Origin of the sequence: Streptomyces sp. NPDC058008 (assembly GCF_042886395.1) — a bacterium.
Classification (GTDB): Bacteria; Actinomycetota; Actinomycetes; order Streptomycetales; family Streptomycetaceae; genus Streptomyces.
In genome coordinates, this window is the sequence record NZ_JBHVQX010000001.1 from 125,455 (window position 1) to 145,914 (window position 20,460).

16 protein-coding genes are annotated in these 20,460 nt (G+C 73.5%); 9 read left to right on the top strand and 7 right to left on the bottom strand.

What is annotated here, in order from left to right:
- Positions 1-168: 168 nt before the first annotated feature.
- Complete coding sequence (locus ACFVS9_RS00540; RefSeq protein WP_389929161.1) at positions 169-1,128, bottom strand: ATP-dependent DNA ligase; 960 nt, start codon at positions 1,126-1,128, stop codon at positions 169-171.
- Between the two features lie 152 nt (positions 1,129-1,280).
- Entirely contained in the window at positions 1,281-1,799 is a 519-nt protein-coding gene (locus ACFVS9_RS00545; RefSeq protein ID WP_389929163.1) for an isochorismatase family protein, read from the bottom strand.
- A 323-nt stretch (positions 1,800-2,122) separates the two neighbouring features.
- Here ACFVS9_RS00545 and ACFVS9_RS00550 point away from each other — a divergent pair, with 323 nt between their 5' ends.
- Positions 2,123-2,527, top strand: a complete 405-nt coding sequence (locus ACFVS9_RS00550) for a hypothetical protein (RefSeq protein WP_389929165.1) — start codon at positions 2,123-2,125, stop codon at positions 2,525-2,527.
- A 348-nt stretch (positions 2,528-2,875) separates the two neighbouring features.
- On the opposite strand, the gene ACFVS9_RS00555 is transcribed toward ACFVS9_RS00550, so the two are convergent.
- Together ACFVS9_RS00555 and ACFVS9_RS00560 are read right to left on the bottom strand one after the other, a co-directional pair.
- Positions 2,876-4,555 carry a cellulase family glycosylhydrolase gene (locus ACFVS9_RS00555; RefSeq protein ID WP_389929167.1) on the bottom strand — a complete coding sequence of 560 codons (1,680 nt, stop codon included), beginning with the start codon at positions 4,553-4,555 and terminating at the stop codon, positions 2,876-2,878.
- Between the two features lie 726 nt (positions 4,556-5,281).
- Positions 5,282-5,947: a hypothetical protein gene (locus ACFVS9_RS00560; protein ID WP_389929168.1), complete on the bottom strand. Its 666-nt coding sequence runs from the start codon at positions 5,945-5,947 to the stop codon at positions 5,282-5,284.
- A 442-nt stretch (positions 5,948-6,389) separates the two neighbouring features.
- On the opposite strand from ACFVS9_RS00560, the gene ACFVS9_RS00565 reads away from it, so the two are divergent.
- The 3 genes from ACFVS9_RS00565 (at position 6,390) to ACFVS9_RS00575 (ending at position 10,575) form a co-directional block, all read left to right on the top strand.
- Positions 6,390-8,606, top strand: coding sequence for an MMPL family transporter (locus ACFVS9_RS00565; protein ID WP_389929170.1), 2,217 nt, complete (start codon positions 6,390-6,392; stop codon positions 8,604-8,606).
- A gap of 101 nt (positions 8,607-8,707) precedes the next feature.
- Positions 8,708-9,901 (top strand): sensor histidine kinase, encoded by a 1,194-nt coding sequence (locus tag ACFVS9_RS00570; RefSeq protein WP_389929172.1) that lies wholly within the window; start codon positions 8,708-8,710, stop codon positions 9,899-9,901.
- Complete coding sequence (locus ACFVS9_RS00575; RefSeq protein WP_383113088.1) at positions 9,898-10,575, top strand: response regulator; 678 nt, start codon at positions 9,898-9,900, stop codon at positions 10,573-10,575. The genes ACFVS9_RS00570 and ACFVS9_RS00575 overlap by 4 nt, the downstream gene beginning before the upstream one ends.
- 43 nt (positions 10,576-10,618) lie before the next feature.
- On the opposite strand, the gene ACFVS9_RS00580 is transcribed toward ACFVS9_RS00575, so the two are convergent.
- Positions 10,619-11,683 (bottom strand): MarR family transcriptional regulator, encoded by a 1,065-nt coding sequence (locus ACFVS9_RS00580; protein ID WP_389929174.1) that lies wholly within the window; start codon positions 11,681-11,683, stop codon positions 10,619-10,621.
- A gap of 363 nt (positions 11,684-12,046) precedes the next feature.
- Entirely contained in the window at positions 12,047-14,257 is a 2,211-nt protein-coding gene (locus ACFVS9_RS00585) for a HelD family protein (RefSeq protein ID WP_389929435.1), read from the bottom strand.
- A gap of 310 nt (positions 14,258-14,567) precedes the next feature.
- Here ACFVS9_RS00585 and ACFVS9_RS00590 point away from each other — a divergent pair, with 310 nt between their 5' ends.
- Genes ACFVS9_RS00590 through ACFVS9_RS00605 form a run of 4 tightly spaced genes read left to right on the top strand, consistent with a single transcriptional unit; the run spans position 14,568 to position 18,177 of the window.
- Positions 14,568-15,494 (top strand): ABC transporter ATP-binding protein, encoded by a 927-nt coding sequence (locus ACFVS9_RS00590; RefSeq protein ID WP_383113090.1) that lies wholly within the window; start codon positions 14,568-14,570, stop codon positions 15,492-15,494.
- Positions 15,491-16,303 (top strand): ABC transporter permease, encoded by an 813-nt coding sequence (locus ACFVS9_RS00595; RefSeq protein WP_383113091.1) that lies wholly within the window; start codon positions 15,491-15,493, stop codon positions 16,301-16,303. The genes ACFVS9_RS00590 and ACFVS9_RS00595 overlap by 4 nt, the downstream gene beginning before the upstream one ends.
- Before the next feature lie 48 nt (positions 16,304-16,351).
- On the top strand, positions 16,352-17,575 hold the full coding sequence (locus ACFVS9_RS00600; protein WP_389929177.1) for a sensor histidine kinase: 1,224 nt from the start codon (positions 16,352-16,354) through the stop codon (positions 17,573-17,575).
- A complete protein-coding gene (locus ACFVS9_RS00605) occupies positions 17,572-18,177 on the top strand; it encodes a DNA-binding response regulator (protein ID WP_383113093.1) in 606 nt (201 codons plus the stop codon). Before ACFVS9_RS00600 ends, ACFVS9_RS00605 begins: the two co-directional genes overlap by 4 nt.
- A 319-nt stretch (positions 18,178-18,496) precedes the next feature.
- On the opposite strand, the gene ACFVS9_RS00610 is transcribed toward ACFVS9_RS00605, so the two are convergent.
- Positions 18,497-19,108 carry a TetR/AcrR family transcriptional regulator gene (locus tag ACFVS9_RS00610; RefSeq protein WP_383113094.1) on the bottom strand — a complete coding sequence of 204 codons (612 nt, stop codon included), beginning with the start codon at positions 19,106-19,108 and terminating at the stop codon, positions 18,497-18,499.
- 105 nt (positions 19,109-19,213) lie between these two features.
- Between ACFVS9_RS00610 and ACFVS9_RS00615 the strand changes: the two genes are divergently transcribed.
- Positions 19,214-20,410 (top strand): MFS transporter, encoded by a 1,197-nt coding sequence (locus tag ACFVS9_RS00615; protein WP_383113095.1) that lies wholly within the window; start codon positions 19,214-19,216, stop codon positions 20,408-20,410.
- The last annotated feature ends 50 nt before the right edge of the window (positions 20,411-20,460 follow it).

Below are 20,460 nucleotides of genomic sequence, written 5' to 3' on the forward strand. Positions count from 1 at the left end.
GTCCGCCCGCTCCGGCCCGCGAGCGCTCCGGCTCACCCAGTGCCCAGGCGTGCCGGTTCTCCCGCCCGCCAGCTCCCCGGCTCTCCCGCCCATCAGCCCCCGGCCCTCTGGTCCGCCACCTCACGCCCCCCTCGCGACACCGTCACCCGCGAGGGCCGCCCCGGCCGGTCACCCGATGTCGTCCGGCGCCAGGTCCGGGCGCAGCCGGTGCCAGGACGGCTGGCGCAGCCGCCCCGCCCTCGTACGGGTCGAGTACCGCACCTCGCCGACCAGTCGCGGCAGTACCCAGCGCGCGCCGGCGACCGGGGGTGTCTCGTCGAAGGGGCAGGTGTCGACCGCGGCGACGCGGAGCAGTTCCGCGAGCCTGGTCCTCTCGGCGTCGCTCCACCCCGTGCCGACGCTCCCCGCGTAGCGCAGGCCGCCCGGGTGCCGCTCGCCGACCAGCAGGGCACCGGGCAGCCCGCCCAGCCGCCCGCGGCCGGGCACCCAGCCGCCGACGACGACGTCCACGGTGTGCGCGTGGCGGATCTTGATCCACGTACGGGCGCGGATCCCTGGTTCGTACACCGAGGTCAGCCGCTTCGCGATCAGGCCCTCCAGCCCGGCCTCCCGCGTCATGGCCAGGGCCTCCTCGCCGTGCCCCACGACCACCGAGGGTGTCGACCAGCGCGGCCCGTCCAGCCCGAGCCCTTCGAGCCTCGCGCGCCGTTCCTCGTAGGGGAGCGCCACGAGGCTCCGGCCGTGCAGGAACACGGCGTCGAACAGCACCAGATGGGCCGGTACCCGCTGCGCCGCGCGGGCGGCCTTCGCGGGTGATCCGGCCAGGCCCATCCGCGACTGGAGCCGTTCGAAGTCGCTGCGCCCCTGGTCGTCGAGGGCGACGATCTCGCCGTCGAGCACCGCCGGTACGCCGCCGAGCGCGGGCCCGAGCCCTGCCAGGTCCGGATACGCCGGGGTGATGACGGCCCCGGATCTGGCCAGCAGTTGCAGCGATCCGTCACCGGGCAGATAGGCCATGGCGCGCTGGCCGTCCTGCTTCACCTCGTACGCCCACCGGTCGTCGACGGCGGCGGACGGCAGGCGGCCGGGGGTGGCGAGCATGGGGGCGATGCGGGGCAGGGAGACCATGGCAGCAGCCTCGCAGCAGATGCGCCCCCCGGCCGGGTGACACCACGCCCTGCCTCCGTCGGGCCCGGAACGCCCGACAGGTCCGGGCTGCCCGTGATGGCGGACCGGAGTACCGCCCGGCCGTCAGGAACGCGCTTGTCCCGCCGCCGGGTTCAGGCGTCTGCGGGCAGGGCGCCCGTGAACGTGACGTCGGCGGCCCGCGAGGTGACGTCCGCGTCCCGGCTGAGGGGCCACGCGGCGCCCCGCGCGACCGTCGCCGCCGGTACCGCGGCGCTGTCGCCGGGCTCCACGGGGATGCCGTGCGTGGCGTGGGCGTCGTACGGCGGGACGGCACGGTGGCCGAGCGCCACGGCCGTACGCGCTGTCGCCTGCACGCACCTCTCCGGCATGAGGCCGCAGACGGCCGGCGACCGCACTCCGTGCGCGCTCAACAGGCCTTCCCACGCGGATTCCTGGAACGCGTCGTCGTGCGTCTCGCGGATCACCACTTCCCCGGGGCCCGTCACGACGGGTGGTGGAGCTCCCAGCCGGCGGTGTGGGTCCGTCCACGGCTCCGGCCGGTCCGTCGTTCTGGACGTGGACGACGGGTGCCCCGGCAGCCCGCGCCCGGGTGATCCGGTCTCCCGTCCGTCCCACGAGGCGCGCCGCCTCCGGCAGCGCGCCGTCACCACGGACGAACACCCGCCGTACCTCGACAACGGGCAGTGTGCGAGGGCCAGTTGGGCGATCCCTCATATCGCCGTCACGCCGGTCTGGAGGACGACCGCGCTGGGGTCCGGGCGCGCCGTCCCGCTCGGACCGGTGCGACCCAGTGAGGGCGGGGCCGCACTGCTGGAGCGGCCTCGTGCGGAACGTCGGCCCTGGTGTCCCCGCCCACGTGTCCGCCCCGCTCCACCCGGCCCGGAAGACCGCGGTGCGCCAGGCGCGCGCCGCCGGAGCCCGCCGCCGAACAAACCAGTGGGAGCCGCCATGACCTTCTGCGATCCTGACCGACGTGTCCGCACGAAACCGAAGACTGCCCCGCCACCGTGCGTGGCCTCTGACCAGCACCGACATCGACGTGTGCCTCGGTCCGTACATGAGCCGCGTCACGGACCTGCGGTTCCTCACCGGGCAGGACAGCGGGTCGATCGTCCTGGGGGCAGCATGGGTCGCTCCCGAATCCCGCACCTACGGCCGCGGCGTCCACCCGGACTCGGTGGGCTTCTCCATAGACGTCCACCCGGTCGATGCCACCGACCGTGCCGCCACTCGCGATGTCCTGCGGGCGCACGCTCTCCCGCAGCTGCGCGCGTGGGTCGAACAGGGGGTCGCCGCCGACGAGACCTGGCGGCTGACCGGCCATCAGCACTACTGGCGGCTCGTGGACGGCCGCCTCACGCACCGCGACGAAGCGTGAGGCCGGGTCAGGGCGAGGCGTGACCCGGACCCCATCGGCACGCGCACCCCTCAACAGCGACGCCGTATACGTGGGTTCACCGTGAACCGAACCCGAGGGCCCGTGCCGGGACACCGGCCTCAGAACAGGGCCCGAAGAACAGGGCCCGGGAGAACAGGGCCCGGGAGCAGGACGGCCCGGAGAACAGGGCCCGAGGGAGCAGGACCGCCCGAAGAGCAGGGCCCCGGGAGCGGGACCGCCGGGGCAGGGTCTCCGTACCCGCCCGCGTCGGTCCAAGTCCCGGCGCACGGCGCGGGACGACCGACCGGCGGGGGTGGGGGCCCCTGCCGGTCGGCGGTACGGCCGGGGTCAGACCGTCGTGCAGGTGCCTCCGCTCAGCGTGAAGGCGGTCGGCGCCGTGTTCGTGGTGCCCTTGGTGCCGGTGAAGCCGACCGTGACGGAGGCGTTCGCGGCGATCACCGAGGTGTACGCGGCGGGGGCGACGCTGACCGTGGCGCCGGTCTGCGTGGGGGTTCCGCCCCACATGTTCGACACGGTCTGGCCGTTGGCGAAGGCGAAGCCGAGGTTCCATCCGTTGATGGTGCTGGTGCCGGTGTTGCGGATGGTGATCTCCCCCTGGAACCCGCCGGGCCACTCACCGACCACCCGGTATCCGACCGAGCAGCCCACGCCCGGCGTGGGCCCGCTCGCGTCGGTGGTGACGCTCACCGTCGCGGAGCGGGGAGAACGGTTGCCGGCCGCGTCGCGGGCGTAGACGGCGAACACGTACGCCGTCTTCGCCGTGAGGCCGGTCACGGTGACGGTGTTGCTGGTGGAGGACGCTACGGCGGTCTCGGTGCCGCCGCTGACGCGGACGACGTCGTAACCGGCGATGGCAACGTTGTCGGTCGCGGCCGGCCAGGAGAGCGTCGCGGAGGTGGCCGTCACCGCGGAGGCCGTCGGGGTTCCGGGGGCGGTCGGGGGCTGGGTGTCGCCCGGGCCGCCGCCGCTGCCGAAGACCGTGGCCTCCTTGGACGTCTGCGCGATGCCGTTCGCACCGTGGAAGATGCGCTCGCCCCAGGAACTCAGCCGGCTCGGGTCGAAGTCGATGGCCAGGTCGAGGATCGGGTCGGTGTTCCCGCTCCAGGACCAGGCCAGGTAACCGAGGCCGAGGCGCTGCGCGGTGGCCATCATGGTGTCCTCGTCCGGATCCCCCCACTGGTCGGCCGGGCCGCCGAACTCACCTATGAGCAGGGGCAGTTTGGCGTCGACGAAGGCGTTCAGGTAGTCGGTGACCGCCTGGGCCGTGTTGTAGACGCTGTACATGTGGATCGAGAAGATCAGGTTGCCCGTGGTGTCGGCGTCGTAGACGGACCGGGCGTTGGTGCGCATGACGCCTTGCCAGTCCTGGCCCCAGTTGGGCGCGTCGACCATGATGGTGTGGGCGAATCCGGCACTGCGCAGCTTCTTGACGGCAGCGGTCGTCGGCGCGGTCCAGCCGGCGGGGTCGGTGTTGCCCCAGGGCTCGTTGCCGATGTTGATGATGACGTAGTTCTCCTGGCCCGCGAGGACGTCCTTGAGGCTGATCCAGTAGTCGGCCGCGTGGTCGAGGGTGCCCGCGGCGGCGTCCTCGCCGTAACCGGTGGTGTCGTGCACCTCCAGTACGCAGATCAGCCGGTTGGTCTTGCAGTCGGCGATGATGCCGGCGACTTCGGCGGGACCGTTCCTCGTCCAGCGGTGGCCGTCGGAGAGGACGACGCGGACGGTGTTCGCGCCGAAGGCCTTGATGTCGGCCAGCGACTGCGTCTCGCCCGGGTACCAGGTGTGCGCGTGGTTGACGCCACGCATGACGAAGTCGTTGCCGTTGCCCTCCAGCAGACGGCCGTTGCTGATGTGCAGGCCGGTCGCCGCGGCTTCCGCCCGTACGGGCTGCGCCTGCGCCGCTGCCGGTCCGAGCGCGCCCAGCAGGACGACGCCGAGAAGGGCGGCCAGGACCTTCAGCAGGACGGTTAAGGGGCTCTTCCGTGCCGTGCTCGTTGCTGATCTCACTGCGACTCCAGAAAGTGGGCGGCGGGTGGCGCACAACGGGGGGAGAGGACGTGGGAGCGCTCCCATAAAGCCATCTCGGCAGGGGCACGTCAAGACATCGCGCACACTTCGGCGTCGGCGTTCCGGCTGTGCCGTGCCGCGCCCCGGCGGACCCCGCCCCTGTCGGCGCGGGGTCCGCCGGCCCTTGGTGCGACCCGGTGGCCACGAGGGCCCGGGTGGTCGGGCGGGCGTCATCGGTGTGTACGCCGAGCGGTTCCGGTGGCCCCGCTTCACCGCCTCGTCGCTCTCGCGTGTGCGCACCGACCGCTTTCGGGGGGCCCGTTCCGGCGTTCCGCCGGGCTCCCGCGCGTGCCCGACCGCTTCGGGGTGGCCTCGCTCTTTCGGGTTCCCGCGCTTCGAAGGGGCCTGGGTGCGTGGTGACGGCGCTTTCAACGGCAATGTGGTGCGGTGCTATTGACGGCCCGTCACTCGGTGGCCGGGTGTGCACCGGGTGGCCTGCCTCGGCCGCGGCAGCACCGCATCCCCGTCGTCCGCCCGGCCCGGTACGTGCGGCCCGCCCTGCCGGCCGGCGGGCGGCGGGCGATCGGCCGGACGGCCGCCCGCTCCCGGGAGGTGCACGTCACGGCTCGCTGTGCGCCTCCCGGGAGCGGATGGCCCACCCGGCTGCCGTGCGGGAGGCGCGTGGCCCGCAGCACCGGCACGGGTGTGCCGGAAGTTGTCGTGCCGTCAGGCCTTGCTGGTGCAGATCGCGTCGTACGGTCGGCCGGGGCTCGGGAAGAGCTCGATGGGGTTGTCCGCCTCCGCCGGGCACTCCTCGGCGGTCTTGGTGAGGGCGAGCACCTTGTTGCCGCCGGTCGCGCAGGCGACCTCCTTGGCCTCGTCGTTCACGCAGTCCCCGACCACGAGCTGTCCGCCGCCCGCGCCCGCGTCGCCGGGATGGTCGTCGGAGAGGTTGCGGCCGCAGATCGTCTTGCTCGGGAGTCCGGCACTGGCGTCCCCGCCGAAGGACACCTTCACCGAGATGATCTCGTCGGTCCCGGCCGGGCACTCCACGGCTCCGGCGAAGAACTCCCCGTCCTTGACCTCCAGTGCCTTGATCGTCGCCTTCGGGTCGTCGCAGCCGAGGGGCTGGAAGCCGTCCTTCGACTCGCTCGTCTCCGGCCCGGCGCAGTCGCCGACCTTCCAGTCCTTGGCCTCGTGGCTGCCGCCCTTCGACGAACCGCTGCCGCCGTCCGCGAACGGGCCGCAGGCCGTGGTGGCACCGAGGACGAGTGCGAGCGTCAGGGCGCCTTTCGCGCAGCTCCGGAGAACCGTGCGACCACTACGCGCCGTCGGGGAGCCGGTGGCCCTCGGGCGGCTGTTCCCTGGTCGCGTACTGCCGTGGGCGGTCATGCTGCTCCTTGTGTGCGAGGCGTGTCCCGCGCGGCACCCGCTGTGACCCGTGCGGTGGTTCGGGCGTGAGGACGGCCGAGGCGCGCGACGCGGTTCCCCGGACGCTGTGGAATGTCTGTGAACGGCGCCGGGGTGGAACCGGCCTGTGGCGACGGCCGGTTCCCGCTCACCCGGCCTCTGTGTCCCGCACCTGGCTACGGCCTGGCCGCCGACCACCCCGGCCGGCTCGAACGGCCGGCCGTCGCCGACGCGGCACCCGGGGTCTCCACCCGTCCCGTACACCCGCTCCCCCCGGACCGCTCCTTCCTGAGGAGGAGTGCGCGGCACGGCTCGTGCGAGCGCACCAGGAGGAAGTGACGGTTGGCGCATGACGCCGGGAGGGCCCCGTTTCGCGAGTCTTGAGCGGTACCCAGGACCGACCGAATGCGGAGATCCCAGACTCGTGGCTACCTTCCTGTATCGCATGGGCCGCGCCGCCTTCCGGCGCCGCTGGCTCGTGGTCCTTCTGTGGGCGGTGGTCCTCGGCGCCGTCGGGGCCGGTGCCGCCAAGGCGCCCGGCGCCGGTGACGAGGGCACCTCCTTCATGCCGGGCATCGAGGCGCAGAAGGCCTTCGACCTCATAGGGGAGCGCTTCCCCGGCTCGGACGCCAACGGCGCCGACGCGCGCATCGTGTTCATCGCCCCCGACGGGCAGAAGGTGACCGCGGCCGGTCACCGTGCCGCCATCGACTCGCTGGTCGAGGAGGCGGCAGGGCAGCCCCGGGTCGCGAGCGCGGTCAGCCCCTTCCAGGCCGGCGCGGTGAGTGAGGACGGCTCCACGGCGTACGCCACCGTCAGCTACAAGGTCGCGGCGGACGACCTCACCGACGCGGACAAGAAGGCCCTGGAGAACGTCATCGACCAGGCCCGCGGCGCGGGTCTCACCGTGGAGGCGGGCGGTACCGCGCTCGCCACGCAGCCGGCCGCGGGCGGGGCGGGGGAGGCCATCGGCATCGGGCTCGCCGCCGTGGTCCTGCTGATCACCTTCGGTTCCGTCGCGGCGGCCGGGCTCCCGCTGCTCACCGCGGTCATCGGCGTCGGGGTCAGCATGTGCGCGATCCTGGCCCTCGGCAGCACCCTCGGCCTGTCCATGACCACCGGCACGCTCGCCTCGATGCTCGGCCTCGCCGTCGGCATCGACTACGCGCTGCTCGTGGTGTCCCGTTACCGCGAGGAGCGTGCGGGCGGACACGAGGCGCGGGAGGCGGCCGCGCTCGCCGTCGGCAAGGCGGGCTCCGCCGTGGTCTTCGCGGGGCTCACGGTCGTCATCGCGCTGGCCGGGCTCTCCGTGATCGGTGTTCCGATGCTGACGAAGATGGGCCTGTGCGCGGCGGGCGCGGTCGTCCTCGGTGTGCTGGTCGCGCTGACGCTGGTGCCCGCGCTGCTCGGGATGTGGCCGGAGGCCGTCCTGTCCCGCCGGGCCCGGCGGCGCGCGGGCGGCGCCCCGGCCCGGCCCGCCCGGGACAACGGCGGCTCCTGGTGGGCACGGTTCGTGCTGCGCCGCCCGGTGGCGGTGCTGCTGGTCTGCGTCGCCGGTCTGGGCGTGCTCGCCCTGCCCGCTGCCGACCTGCAACTGGGTATGCCGGGTGACGAGGCCAAGCCGGTCTCCTCGACGGAGCGGCGCGCCTACGACGCGCTCGCCGACGGCTTCGGCGCGGGCTTCAACGGTCCGCTGACCATCGTCACCGACCTCGGCGGCGCGGCCGATCCCCAGGCCGCGGCCGCCACGATCGCCGGGCAGATCAAGGGCACGGACGGGGTCGTGTCCGTCTCCCCGCCGCAGTTCAACCCGCAGGGCGACGCCGCGATCTTCTCGGCCGTACCGGCCACCGGGCCCAGCGACGGGACCACCAAGGACCTCGTGCAGACCATCCGGGCGGAGCGGCCGGCCCTGGAGGACGGGACCGGGGCGACCTTCGAGGTCACCGGCTCCACCGCGATGAACATCGACGTCGCCCAGGCCCTCCAGGACGCCCTGGTGCCCTACCTGATCGTCATCGTGGCGCTGTCCCTGGTGCTGCTGATGATCGTCTTCCGCTCCGTGCTGGTGCCCGTCAAGGCCGCCGCCGGGTTCCTGCTCTCGGTGCTGGCCTCGCTCGGCGCGGTCGTCGCCGTCTTCCAGTGGGGCTGGGGCGCCGAGCTGCTGGGGGTGGAGCAGGCCGGGCCCATCATGAGCCTGATGCCGATCTTCCTGGTGGGCATCGTGTTCGGCCTGGCCATGGACTACGAGGTGTTCCTCGTGGCCCGGATGCGCGAGGCGTACGTCCACGGGGAGCGCCCCGCGCAGGCGGTCGTCACCGGCTTCCGGCACAGCGCCCGCGTGGTCGCGGCCGCGGCGGTCATCATGATGGCGGTCTTCTCCGGGTTCGTCGGATCGGGCGAGTCCATGATCAAGACGATCGGTTTCGGTCTCGCCGTCGCCGTGCTGTTCGACGCGTTCGTCGTCCGCATGGCCTTCGTGCCCGCCGTCCTCGCCCTGCTCGGGCACCGGGCGTGGTGGCTGCCCCGGTGGCTCGACCGGATCCTCCCCCACGTCGACGTGGAGGGCGCGAGCCTCACCGCCCGGCCCGCCGGGGCGGCCGACGCCCCGGCCCACGAGCGGGAGCCGGCCCGCACCTGACGCGCACCGACAGCGGGGTGAGCCGCGGCGCCGTGTACGACGGCGTCGCGGTCCCGTCTGTCACCATGTCCCTCAGCCATCCCTACCCGGGAGAACGCGCGATGAGCACCAGCCGGCGGCTACTGACGGCACGGCGTCCCCCCGCCACCGAGGGCATGACGGTCGGCCTGCTGTTCGCGGTCGCCGTCGGCGGCTGCCTCCTCTCCTACTGGGTGGCGCCCGGCCCACCCCCGCTGTGGCCCGCCGTCCTGCTGTGCGCGCTGGCCTGTGCGGCACTGCCCTGGAGGCGCGGCCACCCGCTCCCCGTGCTGGCGCTGGCCACCCTGAGCATGGTGGCCGTGTCCGCGCTGGGCCATCTCGTGACGGCCCTGGTGATGGCCCCGCTCATGGCCGCGCAGTACTCCCTGAGCCTGCGCGGCCACCGCAGGACGGCGTGGACGTGGGCGCTCGCGGCGACGGCGGTCATGGTCGTCTCCGGGCTGTTCCACAGGGGGTTCCAGCACGAGTGGGTCATCAGCCTCGTCAACCCGGCGGCCTGGGTCCTGCTGTCCGCCGCGCTCGGGAGCTACGTACGCGTGCGACGCGAGTACGCCGCGGCGCGCACCGAGCACGCGGCCCGCGAACGCGAGGAGGAGGCGCGGCACCGCGTCGTCCAGGAGCGCATGCGCATCGCGCGGGAGCTGCACGACGTCGTCGCCCACCACCTCGCCCTGGCCAACGCCCAGGCGGGCACGGCCGCCCACCTCGCACGGGCCGATCCCGAGCAGGCGTACGAGATCCTGGGCAGGCTCTCGGAGACGACGGCCGCCGCCCTGCGTGAACTCAAGTCCACGGTCGGCCTGTTGCGCCAGGACACCGACGCCGACGACGGGCTGGCCCCCGCGCCAGGTCTCGGTCAGCTGCCTGACCTGGTCGCCGCCTGCGCGGCCGCCGGTCTGGAGGTCACGGTCGCCGTGGACGGCCGGCCGCGGTCCCTGCCGCCGGGGCTCGACCTGACGGCGTACAGGATCGTGCAGGAAGCCCTGACCAACGTCACCAAGCACGCGGCGACCCGCACGGCGCGGGTCAGGGTGGCGTACGCCCCGCAGTTCCTCACCCTCACGGTCACCGACGAAGGCGCCGCCGTCCGCCCCGCGGACCGGCCCGGACCCGGTCACGGTTTCGGGCTTCTCGGCATGCGCGAGCGTGCCCTCGCCACCGGCGGCACCTTCCGGGCGGGGCCCCGCCCGGAAGGCGGCTTCGAGGTCGCCTGCACCCTGCCCCTGGACAGCCACGACGAAAGCACCTCCCCATGACCATCCGCGTCCTGCTCGCCGACGACCAGGCCCTGTTGCGGGCCACCTTCCGCATCCTCATCGAGTCGGACCCCGCCATGACGGTGGTCGCCGAGGCCGCCGACGGCCGGGAGGCGATCGACCTCACCCGCGAACACCGGCCGGATGTCGTCCTCATGGACATCCGCATGCCCGGCACCGACGGTCTGGCCGCCACCACCGGCATCTGCTCACGGCCGGAGCTGGCGGCCACCCGTGTCCTGATCCTCACCACGTTCGAGAACGACCAGAACGTCGCCGAGGCCCTGCGCGCCGGTGCCAGCGGGTTCCTGGGCAAGGACGTCGGCGCGGACGTCCTCCTGACCGGCATCCGCACCGTGGCGGCGGGCGAGTCCCTGCTCTCCCCGACGGCGACCCGCGCGCTCATCACCCGCTTCCTCGCCGCCCCCGACGACACGCCGCTCGCACCCCCCGAAGGGCTCGCCGCGCTCACGGACCGCGAACGCGAGGTCATGGCGCTCGCCGCCCACGGCAAGTCCAACACCGAGATCGCCGAACACCTGGTGGTCAGCCCCCTGACCGTCCGCAGCCACATCCAGCGCGCCATGAACAAGCTGCACGCCCGCGACCGCGCCCAGCTCGTCGTCGTCGCCTACCAGAGCGGACTGGTCCGGCCACGCCCGTACGGCGGCTGACGCGACAACCGGAGAACGGCTCCGCACGCCACGGGCCTTGTGGTCACGGGGACCTGAGCAGGTTCCGCAGTCCGGCGGCGAACGTGCGGACGTCCTCCTCGCTGGGCCTGCCCACGGGTGCCTCGGGTGCGGTGTCCCGGCCGGAGGTGCGGCACGGGCGGCAGAGGCCGTCGGGCAGTGCCTCGGGGCGGCCCGGGGCGCCGCACCTGACGCATTCCAGCATCACGCGGTGCACGGGCGTGCCCGGTGCGGGTGGCGCCGGGGCGGTGGGGACGTGCGGCGGGATCTTGTCGGCGAGGCGGCGGCGGACGAGGCCGACGGGGGATCCGACCCGGGCGGGCAGCCCGGCGGTCAGTGCCCGCGTGAGGTAGTCCGTGTCCACGCCGCGCGCCAGCCACTCGGCGGCTCCGGCCTCCAGGGCGGCGCAGTCGGCGGCGGACAGGGCGAGGCGGGAGTCGACGAGGCCGAGCCGCGCGAGCGCGAGATAGGCGGGGGAGGGGGTGCCCCCGGCCGCCGGGGCGGTGCGCTGCCGTGGCACGGCGGGGGCGGCGGGAGCGGCCGGTCCGGGAGGCGCGGCGGGTGCCGTCACGGGTGCGGGCCGTCCCGCCACCGGCTCCGTGGCCTCCGGAGCGCCGTCGTCCGTCGGCGGTCCGTCCACGGGAGCCTGCGGGCACGGCGGCGCGGGGGCCGGAGCCGCGGCTTCCGGGGGCCCGGGCACCTCGGCGGCGGCCCACCACTCGTTGTCCCGGGCGGTACGCGACCAGAACGTCCGGGACACCCAGCGCACCTGGCCCGGTTCGCCGACGAGGCACCGCACGCGGCGCAGATGACCGGCGGTGGCCAGGGCCCTCAGCGCCGAGCCGACGGCCTGCTGGCCGTACAGCGGCAGTTGCCCGGCGAGGCTCTTGACGTCCATCGCGGCGCCGTCGGGGAGGTGGTCGATGAACCCGGCGATGTACCGCTCACGGGCGGGGAGCAGGGCGAAGTGACCTGGATCAGCGGGAAGTTGGTCGGGCATCGAGCGCTTGCCGTAACCGGGCCTGGCCATCGGGTACGGGCGCGAGGATGCGGGTGCTCGCAGGGCGAGGCTAGGGTGCTGGATAGCCACGGGATCGTCCTAGGGTGCGATCTTGCGGTGAGACCCCGGCTTGGTGCTACAACACCGCGTCGGGGTCGTTTGGTTCTCGCACCGTAAGCAGTCGCCACGTTCCGCCGCAAGTTGCTCACTATTAGTCATACTTGCTGGCCGTGACGGGTCGGGGAGGTCAGGGAGGGTTTCCTGAACCCCCCTCTTTTCCCACCGGTCAAAGGCATCGCTCGGATCCCGTACCTCGGATCCCGGCGCCCGGGTCCCGAAGCCCGAGCTCCGGGCGGAGGCCCTGATTCCGGGCCCCGAAAGGATGACCGGGCCGGTCCCGGCGCTCGGGTCCCGGGGCCCGGGTTCCGAGCGCCGGAGCGCCCTGACGCACCATCAGTGCAGCGATCCGGGCAGCTCCTCCCGGTGGACGATGCCGAGGTGCTGGGTGGCACGGGTCAGGGCCACGTACAGGTCGCTCGTCCCGAACCGGCCGGGCTCCACCACCAGGACGTGGTCGAATTCGAGCCCCTTGGCCTCGCGGGGGCCGAGCAGCACCACGGGGCGGGTGAGGTCGGGTTCCGCGCCGGCCGTGATCCCGTCGAGGGGCGCCGCGATCTCCTCGTGCAGCTCGCGCGGCGCGATCACCGCGAGGCGTCCCTCCTCGGGCGTCAGCTCCTCCACGGCCCGCGCCACCGCGCCCGCCAGGTCCGGTCCCGCGTCCCGGATCCACGGCGCCTCGCCGGTGGAGCGCACCGAGCCGGGCGGTTCGAAGGACGGGTCCTGGGCCCGTACGACCCGGGCCGCCAGCTCCATGATCTCGGCGGGCGTACGGTAGTTGACCCCCAGCCGTACGTGCTCGAAGCGGTCGCCGACGTACGGCTCCAGGATCCGCTCCCACGAGCCGACACCCGCCTCCTCGGACGTCTGCGCCGGGTCGCCGACCAGGGTCAGCGAGCGGGTCGGTGACCTGCGCATCAGCAGGCGCCAGGCCATCGGCGACAGCTCCTGGGCCTCGTCGACGATGATGTGCCCGAACGCCCAGGTCCGGTCGGCGGCGGCACGCTCGGCCGCGCTCCGGTGGTCGGCCTCCTCGTGCCGCTCGGCCATCCGCTCGGCGTCGATGATGTCGTGGGCGGCCAGGACCTCGGAGTCCTCCTCGTCCTCGAACTCGTACGTCTCCGAACCCCGGGACAGCTCCAGGACGCCCTGCGCGTAGGCGACCCGCTCCTGGCGCTCGGCCTCGGCGGCGGCCCGCGCGGCGCTGTCGTCGTCCCCCAGCAGCTCGGCCGCCTCGTCGAGCAGCGGAACATCGGCCGGGGTCCACTCCCCGCCCGGTTCGCGGCGGATCGCCTCCGCGTCCTCGTCCGGTACGTACACCGGCTCGGACAGATAGCCGGAGAGGAACTCCTCGGGGGTGAGCACCGGCCACAGCTCGCCGACGGCCGCGTGCACCTCCGCGCTCGTGGCGACGCCCTTGCCGAGCTGGGCGACGTCGTCAGGGCCCAGGAAGTTGGGGCCGCCGTACGGGTCCGCGCCGATGCGTTCGGTGAGCTGCTCCGTGAGCGCGTCGATGACGCGGAACGTGAAGTACGGACGGGCCAGGTTGTGCGGCAGCCGCGTCTCGCGGGCCGCCTGCCGTGCCTCGTAGGCGATCTCCCAGTCCAGGACCAGGTCACCGTCGTCGTGCGGGACGATCAGGGGCGCGCCGGGCTCGGGCAGCGCCTGCCGGTCGCGTACGGCGAGGGCGAGCGCCTCGGCCATGCCCGCGCCGCCCTTGACGGCCGCCGCGCGGGGCGTGTCGGTGCCACGGGCGTGCACGCCGGGAAAGAGCTCGGCCTGGGTGGCGAGCATGACGCCGGTCTCGCCGAGCGCGGGCAGCACCTCGCCGATGTAGCGCAGGAACGCCGGATTGGGGCCCACGACCAGGACCGCGCGCTTGGCCAGGAGCTCGCGGTGCTCGTACAGCAGGAAGGCCGCCCGGTGCAGCGCGACCGCCGTCTTGCCCGTGCCGGGGCCTCCCTCGACCACGAGGACACCACGGTGCGGGGCGCGGATGACGCGGTCCTGCTCCGCCTGGATGGTCCGCACGATGTCGCCCATACGACCGGTGCGGGCGGAGCTGAGCGCGGCGAGCAGCACGGCGTCGCCGCTCGGGTCCTCGAAGCCGCTGCGCTCGCGGTCGCCCAGGTCGAGGATCTCGTCGTGCAGCTCGGTCACCGTGCGGCCCTCGGTGGTGATGTGTCTGCGCCGGCGCAGCCCCATGGGCGTATGGCCGGTGGCGAGATAGAAAGGCCGGGCGACCGGGGCACGCCAGTCGATCAGAAGAGGGGTGTGTTCGGTGTCGTCCTCACGAATTCCGATACGGCCGATATGGTGCGCGGCGCCGTCGCGAAGATCGATACGGCCGAAGCACAGCGAGCCGTCCACCGCGTTCAGGGAGGCCAGCAGGCCGGAACGCTCGGCGACGAGCACATCGCGTTCGAGCCGCGCCTGCAAGCCGTTCCCCACCGGCACCAACGCGTCCTCGACGCGCCGTGCGGTGTCCCCGCGCAGCTCGTCGACACGGTCGTAGAGCCGGTCGATGAATTCCTGCTCCTTCTGCAATTCGACGTTTTCGCGAGTTGACAAAATCGCTCCCTGCCGGATATGGTGTTTCTAGTGGCCCCCGGTGAGGGGCCTTTTCTGTGGGCGCACAGAACCACTCAATATACGTGAGGAAATCCCCGGTCCGCAATTCAGGGACAGGGGATTTCGTGCGTCCGGCGCCCGTTGCCCCGCGCCCCCGGAACCGGGCCCGCTGCCCGTCCCGCGGCCCGGCTGCCCGGCACGCGACGGTCCCGCATGACAACCGTCATACGCACCTGATGACAGAGCGCACTGCCGCCCGCCCCGTACCGCCGGGAGGGTGGAGGGCATGGACACAGTCATCGAAACCGTCGGACTGAAACGGAGCTACCGGGACTTCGACGCCGTGCGCGGCATCGACTTCACGGTCGCCCGCGGGGAGCTGTTCGCCCTGCTGGGCACCAACGGAGCGGGAAAGACCTCCACCCTCGAACTCCTGGAGGGCCAGGCCACCCCCACCGGCGGGTCCGTCAGAGTGCTCGGCCGCGACCCGTTCCGCGAACGGTCGGCGGTGCGGCACCGCATCGGTGTGATGCTCCAGGAAGGCGGCTTCCCGCCGGAACTGACGGTGCTGGAGACCGTCCAGATGTGGGCGGGGTGCACGAGCGGCGCCCGCCCCGTCGACGAGGCCCTCGCACTGACCGACCTGTCCGGCCGGCGCAAGGTGAGGGTCAAGCAGCTCTCCGGCGGCGAACGCCGGCGCCTGGACCTCTCCCTCGCCCTGCTCGGGCGTCCCGAGGTGCTGTTCCTCGACGAGCCGACCACCGGCCTGGACGCCCAGTCCCGCCGGGACACCTGGGAACTGATCCGCGAACTGAAGCGCCAGGGCACGACCGTCCTGCTCACCACGCACTACCTGGAGGAGGCCGAACAGCTCGCCGACCGGCTCGCGATCATGCACCAGGGGCTGATCGCCACCACCGGGCGCGTCGCCGACGTGGTGGCCGAGCGGCCGGCCCGGATCAGCTTCCGGCTGCCCCAGGACCGCCTCCTCGGCGAGCTGCCCCCGCTCCCGGCCATGGGAGTGACCCGGCACGAGACCGTCGGGGAGACGATCCGCCTGGAGACCCGCGACCTCCAGCGCACCGCCACCGAACTGCTCACCTGGGCCCACCGCACCGGCGTCACGCTGCACGGCCTCGACGCCCGGTCCGCATCACTGGAAGAGGCCTTCATGGAGATCGCCAAGGGCCTGGACGACGGGGAGACACGATGACGACGACCGCGCCCGCCCGACCGCTGGACACCGCCCCGCCCGTGCGACGCGGCTCCGCGTCCCGCATGGCCGCGCTCGGCCGCGCCGAACTGAGCCTCCTCCTGCGCAGCAGGGCGGCCCTGATCACCGCCCTCCTCGTACCGGCCGTCACGACCTTCTCGATGCGGGGCGTGGTCGACGGCCTGGACCTGGACGGCACCGGCCTGTCCATCGCCACCGTCCTGCTGCCCGGTTCGCTGGGACTGGCGCTGATCTTCTCCGTCTACACGAACCTCGTCGGGGTGTACGTCACACGGCGCGAGAGCCTCGTGCTCAAGCGGCTGCGTACGGGCGAGGTCCGTGACTGGGAGATCTTCGTCGGCGGGGCGCTCCCCGCCCTGCTGCTGGCACTCGTGCAGTGCGTCCTGCTCGTCATCGGCCTGACGGTCGTCCTGGACGCGTCCGCGCCACCCGCACCGCACCTGCTGGTGCTGGGACTCGTGACCGGTGGGGCCATGCTCGTGGCCGCGGGCGCGCTGACCGCGGCCATCACCCGGACGGCGGAGAGCGCGCAGCTCACGTTCCTGCCGTTCTGGCTGCTGAGCATGGCAGGCTCAGGGATGTTCGTACCGCGCGAGGTGCTGCCCGGCCTGATGGCCGACATCAGCACCTGGCTGCCCTTCTCGCCGGTGATGGACCTCCTGCGAGGCGGCTGGACGGGTGAGCTCGGCGTCGCGGACCAGGGCCGCGCGCTGCTCCTCGCCCTGGCCTGGACGGGAGTGGCCGTCCTCGGTGTGCGGCGCTGGTTCCGGTGGGGCCCGCGCGGCTGACCCCGGGCCGCCGCGTGCGACGGCCGCCGGAGGGGGAAGTCGAGGATCATGAGCGTGAGTGTGAGCGTGGAGGACTGGGTGGAGCGGCTGAGCGGGGCCGACGGCCCCGACCGGTACCGCCACTACGCGGTGGGCAGCGTCGGCTTCCTCGCCGTCAGCGAGATCGCCCTCTGGACGATCTGGGTGGTCCAGTCGGACGGGGCCGGTGCGGCGTCGGCCGCCGTGGCCGCACTGGGCGCGGTGCACGCCGCCCTCCAGTTCATGCTCTGGCGGGTCGCCCTGCGCCACTACCTCACCGCCGCCGGACGGCCCGTCCCGCTCGTCACGGTGTACACGGCGCTGACCGTCGTCATGGCCGCGCTGGGCTGCGCACTGCTGTCCTCCGGCCGCATCGACGACGGCGACCTGACGGCCTTCCTCGTGTGGCTGCTGATGTTCTGGGCCGGTCCGCCCGCCCTCGCGCTGTCGCCCCGCCGGGGAGCCGTCCTGGTGGCGGCCGTCGCGGTCGCGTGCCTGACGGGCGCCGGCGTGGTGGGGCTGGCGGGCCCGTCCCTGCTCCTCGCGGTCAGCGCCAGCGTGTTCATGGTGCCCTTCATGGCCGTCGCGTCCCGGGCGTCGGGCTGGAGCGTCCGGCTGATCGAGCAACTGGCCGCCGCACGCGAGACGCAGGCGCGCCTGGCCGTCGCCGAGGAACGACTGCGCTTCGGCCGCGACCTGCACGACGTACTGGGCCGCAACCTCGCCGTCGTGGCGCTCAAGAGTGAACTCGCGGCCCAACTGGCCCGCCGCGGCCTGCCCGAGGCGGAGGAGCACATGGTGGAGGTGCAGCGCATCGCGCGGGACTCCCAGCGCGAGATCCGCTCGGTGGTCCGCGGCTACCGCACCGCCGACCTCCACACCGAACTCGTCGGCGCCCGCTCCGTGCTGGAGGCCGCGGGCATCGACTGCCGTATCGAGTACGGACCCGCCGACCGCCTGCCCACGGCCGTCCAGTCGGCCCTCGGCTGGGTGGTGCGCGAGGGGACGACGAACGTGCTCCGCCACGCACAGGGCGCCTCCCGCTGCACGATGGCCCTGCGCACCGCGGGCCCGACGGAGGCGCTGCTGGTGGTCGAGAACGACGGAGCGTCCGACACCCCGTCCGGCGCCGGAACGGGCCTGACCGGCCTGAAGGAACGCCTGGCCGGCACGGGCGGCACACTGGCCACCGAACAGCAACCCGGCGGGATCTTCCGCCTCACCGCGCGCATCCCCTGGGAGGAGAGCGAATGATCACGGTCCTGCTCGCGGACGACGAGCATCTGATCCGGGGGGCGCTCGCCTCCCTTCTCACGCTGGAGGACGACATCACCGTCGTCGCACAGGCCGGGACCGGCGACGAAGCCGTGGCCATGGCCACGGCGCACCGCCCGGACGTGGCCGTGCTCGACCTCCAGATGCCCGGCCTGGACGGCGTGGCGGTCGCCGCGCGCCTGCGCGAGGCGGTGCCCGGGTGCGCCGCGATGATCGTCACCAGCCACGCACGGGCGGGAGCGCTGAAACGCGCGCTGAGCGTGGGGGTGCGCGGCTTCGTACCCAAGACGGTGTCCGCGCACGACCTGGCGCAGATCATCCGCACCGTGCACCAGGGGGGCCGCTACGTCGACCAGGAACTCGCGGCCGACGCCATCGCCGCCGGCGAGTCACCGCTGACACCCCGCGAGGCGGAACTCCTGTCGTACGCCGAGGACGGGGCGCCGGTCGCGGACATCGCGGCCCGCGCCTCACTGTCCAGCGGAACCGTACGCAACTACCTTTCCTCCGCCGCGATGAAGCTCGGCGCGGAGAACCGCCATGTCGCGGCCCGCGTCGCGCGGGAGCACGGCTGGCTCTGAGGGGATGGGGCGGGGGCCGGTGGGGCGGCGCTCGGCGGGGCGAGGCGGGCGGGCGCCTGTGCGGGGCGGGTTGGGCTGAGGCGGGTTGGGCTGAGACGGGGAGGCGGGGGCGCGGGGGCGCTGCGGTTGGTGCTGCCGTTGGTGCGGGTGCGGGTGCGGGTGCGGGTGCGGGTGCGGGTGCGGGTGCGGATGGCGGTCGCGGTCGCGGTACTGGTTCCGGTGGCGCCGGCGCCGGCGTTGGCGGTGTTGGTGCTGGTGCTGGTGCTGGTGCTGGTGCTGGTGCTGGTGCCGGTGGCGGGCCTGCGGCCGGGGCCGAGCGTCAGCTGCCGTCCGTCGTACCCCAGTTGGCGAGGACGGCGTCGGCCGCCGTGTGCAGATGCGCCGCCGGGGTGCCGTCGCACACCTGCGTGGAGACGCCCAGCAGGAAGCCGTGGATCATCGAGGTCAGGCCGTCCACATCGGTGTCCTCGGCGAGCTCGCCCGCGGCCACACCGCGCACGGCGCACGCCCTGATGCGCGCCCGGTCGACCGCACGCCGCGCCGCCACGACCTCACGGACCCCGGCCTCGTCGGCCCCCGGCGCGCGTACCGTCCCCGCGAGGGCGACGAGGCATCCACGGGGGTGGGACGGGTCGGTCTGCATGCTGATCGACCCGTGGAGGAGCCCGGACACGGCCTCGCGGGGACTGATCGCCTCATCGGCGATGACATCGGTGACACGGCCCGGCCCCGCGACGTAGTGCTCGACGGCCTTCTCGAACAGGCCCTCCTTCGACGCGAAGGCGCCGTACAGGCTCGCGGAGGACAGCCCCGTGGCCTCACGCAGCTGGGCCAGCGAGGTCGACTCGTAGCCCTGCTCCCAGAAGAGCAGCATCGCCGCCTCCAGGACGGCGTCCATGTCGAAGGAGCGGGGACGGCCTGCGGGGGACATGGCGAACCTCCTCTATTGCGGACTGACTGTTCCAGTTTGACACCGGCGGACACCCCCGTCAATATCGGATCGTTCGATCCATAACTGATTGAGGGAGTCCGGACCATGACGGCGACGTGCCCCACCCCACCGATCCACGAGCGGTCGCGGCCCGCGCTCCCCGTTCCGGCGCTGCTGGTGATGGCCTGGACCGGATTCATCGTGATCATGACCGAGACGCTGCCGGCCGGACTGCTCCCGCAGCTCTCCTCCGGCCTCGGCGTCTCCGAGGGCAGCGCCGGGCAACTCGTCAGCGCCTACGCGCTCGGGACGGTCCTCGCGGCGATACCCGCGATCACGCTGACACGCGGGACACGGCGGAAGCCGCTGCTCCTGGCGGGCCTGCTCGGGTTCCTCGTCGCCAACGCCGTCACCGCGGTGGCCCCGACGTTCGCCGTCGCCCTGGCCGCCCGGTTCATCGGCGGGGCCTTCTCCGGCCTGCTCTGGGGCATGCTGGCCGGCTACGCACGCCGGATCGCCGCACCCGAACACGCGGGGCGCGCCCTCGCCATCGCCATGACCGGGACCCCGGTCGCGCTCGCCGTGGGAACCCCCCTCGGCGCCTGGCTGGGGTCCACGGTCGGCTGGCGCTGGTCCTTCGCGGCGATGTCGCTGCTCAGCATCGTCGTCGTGGCCCTCGCGAAGTACCTCGTACCCGACGCCCCCGGACAGCCGGCGAGGACGGGCGCCAGGCTCGGCCGGGTGCTGCTCATCCCCGGGGTGGCGACCATCCTCGGCGTCGTCTTCGTCTGGATGCTCGCGCACAACCTGCTCTACACCTACATCGCCTCCTACCTGCGCCAGGCGCACCTGGCGCTCCGACCTGACCTCACGCTGCTCGTCTTCGGCGTCGCGGCGCTGGGAGGAATCTGGATCACCGGGGTCCTCATCGACCGGGCGCTCCGCCGGCTCACCCTCGCGAGCGTGGCCCTGTTCGTCGTCGCCGGCGTGACGCTCGCGGTGGCCGGGCACTCCACCGTGATCACGCTGTCGGCGGTCGTCCTGTGGGGCATCGCGTTCGGAGGCGCGGCCACGCAGTTGCAGACGGCCATGGGCGAGGCCGCGGGCACCGACGCCGACGCGGCGAACGCGATGCTGACGACCGCCTTCAACCTGGCGATCTTCGCGGGCGGAGCGGCGGGAGCCGTACTCGTGGACGGACCGGGCGCCCGCACCCTCCCGGCCGCGATGACCGCACTCGCACTCGTCGCCCTCGCCGCGACCGGCTCGGGACGCCGCGCGGCGTTCCCGGCGGGGCGGTGACACTGACCGGTGCGCAAGGTGTGCCAGGCGTCGCAGCGGAGGGAAACTCG